This window comes from Acidocella sp. MX-AZ03 (assembly GCF_027626035.1).
Classification (GTDB): domain Bacteria; phylum Pseudomonadota; class Alphaproteobacteria; order Acetobacterales; family Acetobacteraceae; genus Acidocella; species Acidocella facilis.
This window is the reverse complement of sequence record NZ_CP110774.1, coordinates 209,000-221,874: the sequence shown is the minus strand read 5'-3', so window position 1 is coordinate 221,874 and position 12,875 is coordinate 209,000. Positions and strand designations below refer to the sequence as shown.

10 protein-coding genes and 4 pseudogenes are annotated in these 12,875 nt (G+C 65.1%); 8 read left to right on the top strand and 6 right to left on the bottom strand.

Translation table 11 applies throughout. The annotated features are described in order from the left end of the window. Positions 1-21 precede the first annotated feature (21 nt). Both greA and GT370_RS01250 read left to right on the top strand, forming a co-directional pair. The gene (gene greA, locus GT370_RS01255) at positions 22-495 is read left to right on the top strand and encodes a transcription elongation factor GreA (RefSeq protein WP_008493639.1); all 474 of its coding nucleotides are present in this window, start codon (positions 22-24) and stop codon (positions 493-495) included. 1 nt (position 496) lies between these two features. Beyond that, positions 497-1,691: pseudogene (locus tag GT370_RS01250) on the top strand (threonine ammonia-lyase). 183 nt (positions 1,692-1,874) lie between these two features. On the opposite strand, the pseudogene GT370_RS01245 reads toward GT370_RS01250, so the two are convergent. The 4 genes and pseudogenes from GT370_RS01245 to cysS form a co-directional block, all read right to left on the bottom strand. Beyond that, positions 1,875-2,596: pseudogene (locus tag GT370_RS01245) on the bottom strand (aldo/keto reductase). A gap of 29 nt (positions 2,597-2,625) precedes the next feature. Continuing rightward, positions 2,626-2,928 carry an aldo/keto reductase gene (locus GT370_RS01240; protein WP_270183771.1) on the bottom strand — a complete coding sequence of 101 codons (303 nt, stop codon included), beginning with the start codon at positions 2,926-2,928 and terminating at the stop codon, positions 2,626-2,628. Between the two features lie 176 nt (positions 2,929-3,104). Beyond that, the gene (locus tag GT370_RS01235; RefSeq protein ID WP_008493643.1) at positions 3,105-3,872 is read right to left on the bottom strand and encodes an RNA methyltransferase; all 768 of its coding nucleotides are present in this window, start codon (positions 3,870-3,872) and stop codon (positions 3,105-3,107) included. Next, positions 3,872-5,223 (bottom strand): annotated as a pseudogene (gene cysS, locus GT370_RS01230) (cysteine--tRNA ligase). Before cysS ends, GT370_RS01235 begins: the two are co-directional and overlap by 1 nt. 79 nt (positions 5,224-5,302) lie before the next feature. Here cysS and GT370_RS21130 point away from each other — a divergent pair. After that, positions 5,303-6,678, top strand: a pseudogene (locus tag GT370_RS21130) (dipeptidase). A 257-nt stretch (positions 6,679-6,935) separates the two neighbouring features. Here the strand turns inward: GT370_RS21130 and GT370_RS01220 are convergent. Both GT370_RS01220 and GT370_RS01215 read right to left on the bottom strand, forming a co-directional pair. Then, positions 6,936-7,355 carry a YraN family protein gene (locus GT370_RS01220; protein ID WP_008493647.1) on the bottom strand — a complete coding sequence of 140 codons (420 nt, stop codon included), beginning with the start codon at positions 7,353-7,355 and terminating at the stop codon, positions 6,936-6,938. A gap of 49 nt (positions 7,356-7,404) precedes the next feature. Beyond that, positions 7,405-8,451 (bottom strand): AI-2E family transporter, encoded by a 1,047-nt coding sequence (locus tag GT370_RS01215; RefSeq protein WP_008493648.1) that lies wholly within the window; start codon positions 8,449-8,451, stop codon positions 7,405-7,407. A gap of 189 nt (positions 8,452-8,640) precedes the next feature. On the opposite strand from GT370_RS01215, the gene GT370_RS01210 reads away from it, so the two are divergent. The 5 genes from GT370_RS01210 (at position 8,641) to GT370_RS01190 (ending at position 12,790) form a co-directional block, all read left to right on the top strand. After that, positions 8,641-9,522: a helix-turn-helix domain-containing protein gene (locus tag GT370_RS01210; RefSeq protein WP_008493649.1), complete on the top strand. Its 882-nt coding sequence runs from the start codon at positions 8,641-8,643 to the stop codon at positions 9,520-9,522. Further along, complete coding sequence (gene sseA, locus GT370_RS01205; protein ID WP_008493650.1) at positions 9,522-10,355, top strand: 3-mercaptopyruvate sulfurtransferase; 834 nt, start codon at positions 9,522-9,524, stop codon at positions 10,353-10,355. Before GT370_RS01210 ends, sseA begins: the two co-directional genes overlap by 1 nt. Beyond that, the gene (gene metC / locus GT370_RS01200) at positions 10,356-11,537 is read left to right on the top strand and encodes a cystathionine beta-lyase (protein ID WP_008493652.1); all 1,182 of its coding nucleotides are present in this window, start codon (positions 10,356-10,358) and stop codon (positions 11,535-11,537) included. It begins immediately after the preceding gene. A 99-nt stretch (positions 11,538-11,636) separates the two neighbouring features. Beyond that, positions 11,637-12,008 (top strand): hypothetical protein, encoded by a 372-nt coding sequence (locus tag GT370_RS01195; RefSeq protein ID WP_270183770.1) that lies wholly within the window; start codon positions 11,637-11,639, stop codon positions 12,006-12,008. Beyond that, positions 11,993-12,790, top strand: coding sequence for a DUF4010 domain-containing protein (locus GT370_RS01190; RefSeq protein WP_270183769.1), 798 nt, complete (start codon positions 11,993-11,995; stop codon positions 12,788-12,790). Before GT370_RS01195 ends, GT370_RS01190 begins: the two co-directional genes overlap by 16 nt. Positions 12,791-12,875 lie beyond the last annotated feature (85 nt).

Below are 12,875 nucleotides of genomic sequence, written 5' to 3'. Positions count from 1 at the left end.
CCGCGCCCTTGAGGAGATGCAGTGCAGAAATTTCCCATGACCGCGAGCGGCCTGGTGGCCCTCGAAGACGAATTGCGGAACCTGAAGGCCGTTGAGCGTCCGGCGATCATTCGCGCCATCGCCGAGGCGCGCGCCCATGGCGACCTCTCCGAGAACGCCGAATATCACGCCGCGCGCGAACGCCAATCCTTCATCGAAGGCCGCATCGCGGAGCTGGAGGAGATCACCTCCGCCGCCGAAGTGATCGACCCGACCTCGCTCTCCGGCGACACGGTGAAATTCGGCGCCACCATCCTGCTCGTGGATGAGGACACCGATGCCGAGGTCTCCTACCAGATCGTCGGCGTGCATGAGGCCGACATCAAGCAGGCCCGCCTCTCCGTCACCTCGCCGCTGGCCAAGGCGTTGATTTCCAAGCGCGTCGGCGACACCGTGGCGGTGCCCGCCCCGGGCGGCGACCGCTCCTACGAAATCCTGAAAATCAGCTACGTCTGAGATGATCACTTACGATGATGTCCTGGCCGCCGCCGCGCGGATTCAGGGGCGGTGTTGCGCTCGCCGTTTTTGCGGATGGACGGGCTCTCCCGCCTGACCGGGGCTGAGTTGTATGTGAAGCTCGACCATCTGCAGGCCACCGGCGCCTTCAAGGAGCGCGGCGCGGCCAACCGCATCGCGCTGCTCACCGCAGATGAGCGCCAGCGCGGCGTCGTCGCCATGTCGGCTGGCAACCATGCCCAGGCGGTGGCGCGCCATGCCGCCCTGGCCGGCATCAAGGCCACCATCGTGATGCCCCGCCACACCCCGGCCACCAAGGTCACCCGCACCGCCAGCTGGGGCGCGCATGTGGTGCTGCATGGCGAGACCCTGGCCGAAGCCGCGGCCGAGGCGCGCCGGCTGGAGGCCGAGGAAGGGCTGTTTTTCATCCACCCTTATGACGATCCTGCGGTAATGGCCGGCCAGGGCACCATGGCCCTGGAAATGCTGCAGGACGTGCCGGATCTGGACGCCATCGTCGTTGCCACCGGCGGCGGCGGTCTGGTCGCCGGCTCTGTCACCGTCGCCCGGCATCTGCGCCCGGACTGTCAGGTGTATGGCGTCGAGGTCGAGCATTACGCCGCCTTCGCCCAGGCGCTGGCGGGCCAGGAGATCAAGGTCGGCGGCCCGACTATCGCCGAGGGCATCGCCGTGCGCGATATCGGCCAGCGCCCGCTGGCGGTGCTGAAAGCGCTGCAGGTGCCGGTGCTGGTCGTCTCCGAACATGCGGTGGAGAGCGCCATCGACAGTTTCGCGGAAAACGCCAAGCAGGTCACCGAGGGTGCGGGCGCTGTCGGCCTCGCCGCGGTGATGAGCTTCCCGAGCATTTCCGCGGCAAGAAGGTCGGCATCTCAATCTGCGGCGCGAATATCGATCCGCGCATCCTGGCCAACACGTTGATGCGCTGCCTGCTGCGCGATGGCCGGCTGCTGCGCCTGGTGCTGGAGATGCCGGACCGGCCCGGCATGCTGGCTGAGGTCTCGCGGCGCATCGGCGATCTCGGCGGGAATATTCTGGAAGTCGCGCATCACCGCCTGTTCTCCAGCCCTTCGGTGCAGGATGCGCAGCTGGAAGTGATGATCGAGGCGCGCGACGCGGCGCATGGCGAGGCGATCGAGGCGTCGCTGGCGGAATTGTTCGTGCTGCGTAGGTTATAAAAGTTTTTTGGTGCCGCTTTTTTACAAAAATGCGGCGAAAAAATTTGGGGTGATGGCAACAACGTTGCCATCACCCCAAATTTTTGTGGGGACTTTTTGAAAAAAGTCCCCACCCCTCCGGCGCCTTTCCAGCGCTGCTATCGCAGCGCCGGAACCTTGGGCGACTACGCCCTCCAAAAACTTTTATTCCTTATCCTTCGGCTCGAACGGCAGCGGCACGCGGTTGCGGGCCTGGCGCTCGATCATCCAGCCAGGATATTCCGGCGGCAGCGCGCTCACCTCGGCCAGCTTATCCAGCTCATGTTCGGTCAACATCAAATCGGCCGCCGCCAGATTATCCTCCAGCTGCTGCGTGTTTTTCGCGCCGATGATCACGCTGGTCACGTGTTTCTGCGCCAGCAGCCAGGCCAGCGCCACCCGCGCCACCGAAACCGCATTCGCGTCACCAATCTCGCGCATCACCTCGATGCAGCGATCCGCCCGGTCCTTGTCCACCGGCGGGAAATCGAAGGAGAGCCGGCGGGAATCATTCTCCTTCTCGCCGCCCGGCCCGTATTTGCCCGAAAGATAGCCCCCGCCAGCGGCGACCAGACCATCAGCCCCAGCCCTTCCTCATTCAGCAGCGGCACGATCTCGCGCTCCAGATCCCGCCCGGCAATGGAATAATAAGCCTGCAGCGTCTCGAACCGCGCAAAGCCACGCCGCTCGGACACGCCCAGCGCCTTGGCGATCTTCCAGGCCGACCAGTTGGACACGCCGACATAACGCACCAGCCCCTGGCTCACCAGATCATCCAGCGCCCGCAGCGTCTCCTCGATCGGGGTGATCGGGTCATTGGCGTGGATCTGGTAGAGATCGAGATAATCCAGCTGCAGCCGCTCCAGGCTCTGCTTCACCCCATCCATGATATGCCCGCGCGAGGCCCCGCGCTCATTCACCCCGGCCCCATCTCGCCATAAACCTTGCTGGCAATCACCACGTCCGACCGCTTGGTGCCGAGATTCTTCAAGGCCTGCCCGAGCAGACGCTCCGACTCGCCAAAGGAATAGACATCCGCCGTGTCGATGAAATTGACCCCGGCCGACAGCGCGGTGCCGACGATGCCATCCACCTCCTCCTGGCGCAGCGCGCCGATGGCTTTCCAGAACCCGGCATTCTCATTGCCGCCGAAGGTCATGGTGCCGAGGCAGATTTCAGACACGTAAAGGCCGGTACGGCCCAGCTGCTTGTATTTCATCCGGTTAATCTCCTGAACGGCGCGCATATGGGGAGGCAGGTGCGCGGGCGCAACCGGCCAGCCTTGTGTTTGTCAGCCTCCGACCACAGAGACGAGACGCGCTGGCGCAGCCCCAGGCGTTTCTGTTTCGAAATCGACTTTATGCGGCTGGATCAGGATTTCCGCGCAGATATGGCTCAGCGCGGCCCGCGCCGCAATTCCGAGATAATCCCGTGCAGCGTATTCAACTCCTGGCGCGTCACCTCGCCACGGGTGAAGAAATGCCGCAGATTGCGCACCATGCCGGGGCGCTTCTGCTCATTGCGCAAGAACCCGCACTCATCACAGGCGCGCACCAGATGCGCCATGAAATTATCCAGCTCCCCCTTGGTCGCGGGCGCGGTTTCATTCACCTGCAGCTCACGCGGCGGCTGCTCGGGGCTGCGCGCCAGCCACCATTCATAGCCCATCACCATCACCGCCTGGGCGAGGTTGAGGGACATGAAATCCGGGTTGAGATCGTAGCGGATCAAGCTGTCCGCATGGGCGATATCGTCATTATCCAGCCCGGTGCGCTCCGGCCCGAACAAGATGCCGGCCTTCAGCCCCCGCGCCCCGATGGCAACGATCTCATTCGCCCCGCCGCGCGCGGTGAGCACCGGCTTGATGATATGGCGCGGGCGCGGGCAGGTGGCGAAGACGCGGTGCAGATCCGCCACCGCCTCGCTTACACTCTCGAACACCTGAACGTTATCCAGGATGCGATGCGCGCCCGAGCCCGTGATCCAGGCGCGCGGCAGCGGCCAGCCATCGCGCGGGGCGACGATGCGCAAATGGAACAGCCCGCCATTGCCCATCGCCCGCGCCACCGCGCCGATATTCTCGGCCATCTGCGGACGCACCAGAATCACCACCGGCGACGGCTCGATGGGGCTCAGCTCCGCCCCGCCGCTACGCCCGGTCATCAGGCCTTCCTGAGTGTGTAAGTATTCTTCGGCCCGTCCTCGATGATCACGCCATGTTCGCTGAGCAGCAGATCGCGGATGCGGTCGGACTCAGCGAAATCCTTGGCGATGCGCGCCAGCACGCGCTGCGCCACCAGCCCCTCGATAGCGCTTTCATCGATACCACCCCGGAACCATTCATCCGGGCTCAGCGCGAACAGCCCGAGCAGCTCGCCCGCCGCCTTCAACGCCACCGCCCCGACCTCATTCCCGGCAAAGGCCAGATCCGCATATTTATGTAGGGCAGCGATGGCGCCAGGCGTGTTCAGATCATCCAGCAGCGCGTCCCAGACCAGATGCAGCGGCACTTTGCGCTCACGGGCGTTCGGGTGGAGCTGGATGGCGCGGTAGAACCGGTCCAGCTCCTTGCGCGCTTCAACCAGGGCAGCATCGGAGAAATCCAGCGTCGAGCGGTAATGGCTGCGCATCAACAGAAACCGCACCGCCTCGCCCGGCGCCTTTTCCAGAACCTCATGCAGGACGAGGAAATTGCCGAGCGACTTGCTCATCTTCTCGCCATTCACCAGCAGCATGCGGTTATGCACCCACACATTGGCGAAGGTCGAACCAGGGAAGGCGCAGCAGCTCTGGGCGATCTCGTTCTCATGATGCGGGAAGATCAGATCATCGCCGCCGCCGTGAATGTCGAAAGTCTCGCCCAGATGCTTCCAGGACATCGCCGAGCACTCAATATGCCAGCCCGGCCGCCCGAAGCCCCAGGGGCTCTCCCAGCCCGGCAGATCCGGGGTGGAGGGCTTCCAGAGCACGAAATCCCCCGCCTCGCGCTTATAGGGCGCCACATCCACCCGCGCCCCGGCGATCAGCTCATCAGGCGTGCGGCCGGAGAATTTGCCGTAATTCAGGTCGGAGGCGACGGAAAACAGCACATGCCCCTCCGCCTCATAAGCATGGCCATTCTGGATCAGCTTCTCGATGATCATGATGATCTCGGCCATGTGTTCCGTCGCGCGGGGCTCGATATCGGGGGGAGCGCATTCAGCGCCGCCATATCCTCATGATACCAGCGGATCGGCCCCTCCGTGACCTCGGCAATGGAAACCCCACGCTCCTTGGCGCGGAGATTGATCTTGTCGTCCACGTCCGTGATGTTCCGGACATAGGTTACCTTGGGATAGATCCGGCGCAGCAGCCGGATCAGCACGTCGAAAATCACCACATTGCGGGCATTGCCGATATGGGCGCGGTCATAGACCGTCGGGCCGCACAGATAGGCCCGCACATTGGCCGGGTCGATCGGCATGAAGGGCTCTTTGGCGCGCGTGCGGGTATTATAGAGGCTGAGATGCGACATGATGCGGCTCTTTTGGCGGGTTTTGCCGCCAAATCAAGCCGCATTGATTTTTTCTCCCCCGGGGTCTCTGATGACGGCCATGGAAAAGATCCTGCACGCGGTCGATACCGCCCTGCCCGCCTCGCTGGAGCGGCTGTTCGCCTTCCTGCGCATCCCCTCCATCAGCGCCCAGCCGGCCCATGCCGGAGATTGCCGCAAAGCCGCCGAATGGGCGCGCGAAACCCTGGCCGGCATGGGCTTCGAGGCGAGGCTGTCGGAGACCAGGGGCCATCCCGGCGTCATCGCGCACAACTTTTCCGCCGGGCCGGATGCCCCGCATGTGCTGTTCTATGGCCATTACGATGTGCAGCCCGCTGACCCGCTGGAGCTGTGGAATTCCGACCCGTTCGACCCGCAGCTGGTCGAAGGCCCGCGCGGCCCGCGCATCGTCGCGCGCGGGGCGGTGGACGATAAGGGCCAGGTGGTCAGCTTCCTGGAAGCGGTGCGCGCGCATCTGGCGGTCAACGGCAAGCTGCCGGTGCGCCTGACCGTGCTGCTGGAGGGCGAGGAGGAAAATGGCAGCCCCTCTCTGGCCGAGCTGCTGACCAATGAGCGCGACAATCTGCGCGCCGATTTCGTGCTGGTCGCCGACACCAATATGTGGAATTTCGAAACCCCCGCCATCACCGCCAGCCTGCGCGGCCTGGCGGCGATCGATGTGCGGCTGCATGGCCCTCGCGAGATCTGCATTCCGGCCTGTTCGGCGGCATCGCCCTGAACCCGATCTTCGCCCTCACCCATATTCTGGGCCAGTTGAAGGACGATCAGGGCCGCATCCAGCTGCCGGGCTTCTACGACAATATCGCCCCCGTCTCCGCCGCACAGGAAGCCGCCTGGGCCGGACTGGGCTTCGATGTGAATGCCTTCCTCGGCGATGTCGGGCTGCACCAGCCGGCGGGCGAGGCCGACCAAATTCCCCTGGCCCAGCTCTGGGCCCGGCCGACAGCGGAGCTGAACGGCATTTATGGCGGCTATCAGGGCGATGGCAGCAAAACGGTGATCCCCGCCCACGCCACCGCCAAGCTCACCTTCCGCCTGGTCGCCGGCCAGGACCCGGTGAAGGTGCTCGATGCTTTCGAACGCTTCGTCACGGACCGCCTGCCCAAAGATGCACGGGCAGAGTTCACCCGGGGCGGCGCCGCCCCCGGCTACAGCCTAGACCCGAACGCCCCCTTCCTGAAAGCCGCCCAGGCGGCGCTGCAGGCCGAATATGGCATCCAACCCGCCCTGATCGGCTCCGGCGCTTCGATCCCGGTGGTGGAAGCCTTCAAAACCATCCTCGGGCTGGACACGCTGCTCGCCGGCTTCGGGCTGGATGATGATTGCATCCATTCACCGAACGAGAAATTCGAGCTGGCCTGCTTCCATCGCGGCACCCGCGCCCATGCCAGGCTGCTCGCCGCCTTCGCCGGCTGAACGCATCGCGCCTTGGCCCTGAAGCGGCTCCAGAGCGTATTCCGTTCACGTTGGTGCACGGAACACGCTATAAAGCATCAAGCTTTTAGCTTGATGCTCTATGTTTTATTTTAGCGAGCAATTTCATGTGTTTATCTTGACGCTGGCGCGTCAACCTAAACACATATTGCTCTCGCTTTTTGTTCGAGCCAGCAACTTTATCCGACCAAACGAGTCCGTTTGATCGGATATTGCTCTGCCCCGGCGCGCGAGCCGCTTCAGTTCAGCCGGATCGCATCCTCGATGATCTCAATGCCGCCCGGCACAACCAAGGCCGCATCGAAGCGCATCGCCTCCCGCGCCCAGCCAGGGTTGTTCGCCAAAGCAATCGAGGCCGCCTGGATCAGCCGCGCCTGCTGCCGGGCCGAGAGCGCGTAAGCCGCCTCGGACAGGCTGGGCCGCGCCTTCACCTCGACAAAGATCAGACAACCTGCATCCGCGGCGACGATATCGATCTCCCCGCCGGCGGTCTTCAGCCGCATCGCCAAAATCTCATAGCCCCGCCGGCGCAACATCGCCGCGACCTCATCCTCCGCCCGCCGCCCCTGCGTTTCGGCCGCGCGCCGTCCCGCCCGCCCGCGCGCATGGGCAGGAAAAACCGGAACAAGCGGGCAAATCTGGTCCGTCTGCAGTCTCATATCCGCAGTACACCACAAATTAATTAATTTTTTCCTAATTTCCGCCCTCTCAGGGCTGCCGCCACGTCCCGCGCGGCTGCCGGGCGAACTGTTCCGCCATGGCGATGCCCAGCGCCAGCAGCACTGGCCCCAGAAAGATACCCAGCGCGCCGAAGGCCAGCGCGCCGCCGAGCACGCCGATCAATGTCACCGCATAAGGCAGCGCCGCGCCACGGGCGATCAGCCAGGGCCGCAGCACGGAATCCGCCCCGCCGACGACGACGAAACAATAAATCGCCAGCAAAATCCCCGCGACAGGATGCCCGGCCGCGATCATATACAAGCAAAGCGGCACATAAACGAGCACCGCCCCGGCCGGGACAATCGAGATCAGCCCCGCGAACACCGCCAGCACCAGCGCCTGCGGCGCCCGCGCCACCTCGAACCCGATCGCGTATAATATTCCCTGAAACGCCGCCGTGCCCAGAATCCCGAACACCACGCCCCGCACGGTCGCCGCCACCAGCGTAATCAGCTCGGTCAACATCACCGGCTCAATTACCCGCACCAGCACCAGCCGGATCCGCTCGATCATCTGCGCGCCCGAGACAAAGAACAGAAAGGTGAACAGCAGCGCCACCACGGTTTCCACGAGCCCATGGGTGACATGAAACAGCAGCTGGATCCCGGTATGCGCCACCGTGCCGATCACCGGCCGCGCGGAGCTGACCACCCCGCCGAGATCGTCCGCGGAATTATTCCAGAAATCCGCCAGGAAACCGCCAATGACCGGAATTTTCTGCATGAAGGGCGGCGCCGGCGGCAGACCGTTCTGCAGGGCATCCGCCACCCAGCCCTGGCTGACACGCGCCTCTTTCGCCGCCACCATGGCCAGATGCACCAGCGGCACCAGCAGCAGCACCGCCACCACCAGCGTAATCAACCCTGCCGTGAGAACCGGCCTGACATACACGCAGCCTTTCGTGTAGATCGGCCAAAGGCAGAAGACCAGGATCCCCGCCCACAGCATCGCCGGCAGAAAAGGCAGCAAGATCAAGGCACAGCCAAGCCCCAGCGCAATCGCCAGGGCAAGCAGGATCAGCCGGTCATGTCTCATGGGATCTGTGTGCCGGGCTTCCGGAAAACGCGCAAGCCTGCGGGAACTGGGACGAATCTCACAGCCAAAAAAGCGTCTTCACATTTCGGAATTTGTACCGGTTAGGAAAATATCCGCTACTCGGTCTTGATTTATGAGATTTTTTCCAGGAAGTTGGGAAGGTACAGCGCCTGTTGGGGATGGCACGTCATGATGCGTTTCAATGAAATCGGCCAGCAATTGCGGGCCTATCGAATGGAATCCGGCCTGAAGGCGGAGGAGATTTCCGCCCGGCTCGGCGTCTCCCGCGCCGCCCTCTACCGTTATGAAAAAGGCGAGGTCATCAAGCTCGATACCGTCAACCGTCTGGCGGAATTGCTGAAAATCTCGCCGCTGACGCTGCTTGGCATCGGCGTCGAATATTATTCCAAGCCGGTCGGCTATACTGAGCGGCTGCGCCAGATCGAGGAAACCGCCGACCAGATCCTGCAGGTCTTCGGCGCGGTCTGCTACTTGATTACCTCCGATCATTTCGACGCGATTCTCTCCCAGATGCTCGACGAGCACGCCGAATCGATGGGGGCCGACAAGCACGCCGCCCGCGCCGCCGCCGAGCAGCTGATGGGCGTGCTGATCGCCCGCAAGCAAATGTACCAGGCCCGCAAGCCCTCGATCATCGGCATCTTCACCAATGCGGCGATCCAGAAATTCCTGGCCGAGGGCATCGCCCCGGCGGCGCGCGTCTCCGACCGGCTGCGTGTGCTGGCGCGCGAAGCGGCGATCCGGGAGATGGAGCTGATGGCCAATCTGATGGAAAGCGAGCCGATCGGCCTGCAGCTCGGGCTGATGGCGCAGGGCGAGCCGAATGGCCCGTTCGTGCTGCTGCGCTCGCGTGAGCGCGCCTCGCTCGCCATCAACCCGTTCCCGGCGGACGCACCGCCCAACCTGCAATCGGGGGTGGCGATGATCACCAGCGCCGAGGATGCCGTGGCCGCGCATCAGCGCGTCTCCGAGCTGACCTGGCGCGAGGCGGTGAAGGGCGCGACCGCGGCCGCACGGGTGCGTGAGCTGATCGCCGCGGTGCGCGGCTGATGAGCCCGCTGCTGCGGCCCGCAGAGCTGCTGGCCGCGCTCGGCCAGCCGGATCTGGCCATTCTGGATGCGACCTATTTCCTGCCGACTGAAGGCCAGGACGGCGCCGCGAATTTCCGCCAGGCGCATCTCCCCGGCGCCCGATTTTTCGATATCGACGCGGTGGCCGATCACGCCTCAGGCCTACCTCACATGCTCCCCACGCCGGAGGCATTCGCCACGGCGATGCAGGATCTCGGCATCAGCAACACCACCCGCATCATCGTCTATGACCAGCGCGGCATTTTCTCCGCCCCGCGCCTGTGGTGGATGCTGCGCGTCTTCGGCCACGACAATGTGCAGGTGCTGGATGGCGGGCTGCCGGGCTGGATCGCCGCCGGCGGCATCACCGAAACCGGCGCGCCCGGCCCCGCCCTGGCCGGCCAGTTCATCCCGGCGTTCCGGCCGCAGATGGTGCGCAGCCTCGCCGATATGCGCGCCAATCTCGAAACCAACGCGGCCTTGATGCTGGATGCCCGGGCCGGGGCGCGCTTTCGCGCCGAGGTGCCGGAGCCACGTGCCGGCATGCGCGGCGGCCATATCCCCGGCGCGCGCTCCTTGCCCTTTGGCGATCTGCTGGAAAACGGCCAATACCGGTCCCCGGAGGCGTTGCGCGCGATTTTCGCCAAGGCCGGGGTGGACGGCACCAAACCGCTCATCGCCTCCTGCGGCTCGGGTGTCACCGCCTGCGTGCTGGCCCTCGGGCTGGTGCAAGCCGGGCTGCCGGAAGCCGCGATTTATGACGGCTCCTGGTCCGAATGGGGCGGGCAGTCCGACACGCCGATCGAGGTCTGAATGGCACGCAAGATCGAAACCGCCCTGGTCCAGGCCGGCCGCGCCCCGGTGCGCCACTATGGCTTCGTCAACCCGCCGCTGAAGCGCGGCTCCACCGTGCTGCATAAGAGCATCGCGGCGAAAAAAGAGGTCGGCCAGCGCGCCGCCTTCGAGCCGGTGGAAAATTACGGGGTGATGGGCAGCGACACCCATTTCGCCCTGGAAGCCGCCCTGGCCGAGATCGAGGGCGGCACCCGCGCCCAGGTCACCGCCAGCGGCCTCTCCGCCATCACCGTGCCGCTGCTGGCCTATCTGAAAACCGGCGAACATATTCTGGTGCCGGATTCCGTCTACGGCCCCACCCGCAGCTTCTGCGATTCGCTGCTGAAGCGCTTCGGGGTGGAGACCACCTACTACGACCCGATGATCACCCCGGCGGCGCTGGAGGCCCTGTTCCAGACCAATACCCGGGTGCTGTTCACCGAAAGCCCCGGCAGCCATACGTTCGAGGTGCAGGACATCCCGGCTTTGGCCAAGGTCGCCCACGCGCACGGCGCCAAGGTGTTTCTCGACAATACCTGGGGGCTGCTGCATTTCGCCCCGTTCGAGCACGGGGTGGATGTCTCCATCCACGCGCTGACCAAATATGTCGGCGGCCATTCGGACATTATTCTCGGCGGCGTCGTGGTCAATTCGGAAGAGGATTGGCGCTGGCTGCGTCTGGGCTCGCTGGAGCTGGGCAATTACGCCAGCCCGGATGATTGCTGGCTGGCGCTGCGCGGCCTGCGCACGCTGCATCTGCGGCTGAAGGCGGCGGAAACGGCCGGGCTGGAGATCGCCAACTGGTTCGCGGCCCGCCCGGAGGTGGCCCGCGTGCTGCATCCGGCCCTGCCCTCCTGCCCCGGCCATGAGATTTTCAAGCGCGACTTCACCGGCGCCTGCGGCCTGTTCGGCGTCGTCTTCCAGCCCGCCTATTCCGCCGAGGATGTGGTGCGGATGATCGACGCGCTGACCATGTTCGGCATCGGCGCCAGCTGGGGCGGGTTTGAGAGCCTGGTGCTGCCCACCACCGGCACCATCCGCCGCTCCGCCGGCACCGGCAGGTTCGAGGGTGAGGCGGCGCGCTTCCAGATCGGGCTGGAGAGCGTCGAGGATCTGATTGCCGATCTCGAACAAGGCCTGGCGGCGCTCAGACGCACATGAGCCCGCTGCCGCCTCTGCTGTCAGGGTTTCTCGGCACGGCGGGCTGGCCTTTATCATCGGGCTGGAGTTGCACGCCTACCGGCGGCGCGGCGCCGGGCCTTGGCGCCGGAAGCCGAAGGCTTTGGCACCACCCGCACCATCACCCTCATCGCGGTGCTGGGCTTCGTGCTCTGGGTGATCGCCCCGGTGGCGCCGTTCTGCGTTGGGCTTGCGGTGCTGGGGCTGGCGCTGCTGCTGGATTACCGCAAGCGCGTGCAAGGCGGCGATGGCTCGCTGGTGCCCAGCGTGGTCGGGCTCATCGCCTACAGCCTGGGGCCGCTGGCGCTCACCGCCCCGTTGGCGCTGCTGGCCGCGCTTGCCGTGCTGGTGCTGCTGGCACTGGGCGAACAGGCGCGCATCCGCCGCTTCTCGGATGCCTTCCCCCGGAAGAAGGCGTCACGCTGGCGAAATTCCTGGTGCTGGCCGGGCTGATCTACCCGCTGCTGCCGGCCACCGACCTGCCTTATCTGCCCGGCATCGGCTGGACCAAGATCTGGATGGCGGTGCTGGTGATCTCCGGGATCTCCTATCTCGGCTATCTGGCGCATCGCTATCTGGTGCCGCGCGCCGGCACGCTGCTCACCGGGCTGCTGGGCGGGCTCTATTCCTCCACCGCCGCCACGCTGGTGCTGGCGCGCGGGCTGCGCGCCACGCCGGAGGATGCCGGCTTTGCCCCCGCGGCCGTTATTCTCGCCACCGCGATGATGTATGCGCGGCTGCTGGCCTTGATCGCGCTGCTCGGCCATGTGCAGGCGGCCCTGGCGCTGGCGCTGCCCTTTGGCGGGCTGTTCGCCGCCTCGCTGGCGCTGGCCGGGGTGCTGGCCTGGCGGGCGCGCGGCGCCAGCACGCAAGCCCATCCGGCGGTGAGCGCCAACCCGCTGGATCTGCCGGTGGCATTTCTCTTCGCCGGGCTGTTCGTGCTGTTCGCCTTCATCACCCAGCTGGTCACCACGCGCTTTGGCGCCTCAGGGCTGCATGTGCTGAGCTTCGCGGTCGGGTTTTCGGATATCGACCCGTTCATCCTCTCACTGCTGGACGGCAAATTCGCGGTCAGCCCGCAAGCGGTGACGGCGGCCATCCTGATTGCCAGCGCCAGCAATAATCTGCTGAAGGCGGCCTACGCGCTGGGGTTTTCCCGCAACCGCGCGATGCTGCCCGCCGCTCTGTGGCTATGCGCGGCGGCGGCGATCTCGTTTGGACTCGCTTTGTCATAAAAGTTTTTCGGTGCCGCTTTTTTTCAAAAAAGCGGCGAAACCGTTCGGGGCGGTCGCACTGGCGTCGTCACCACCCCAAACCTTT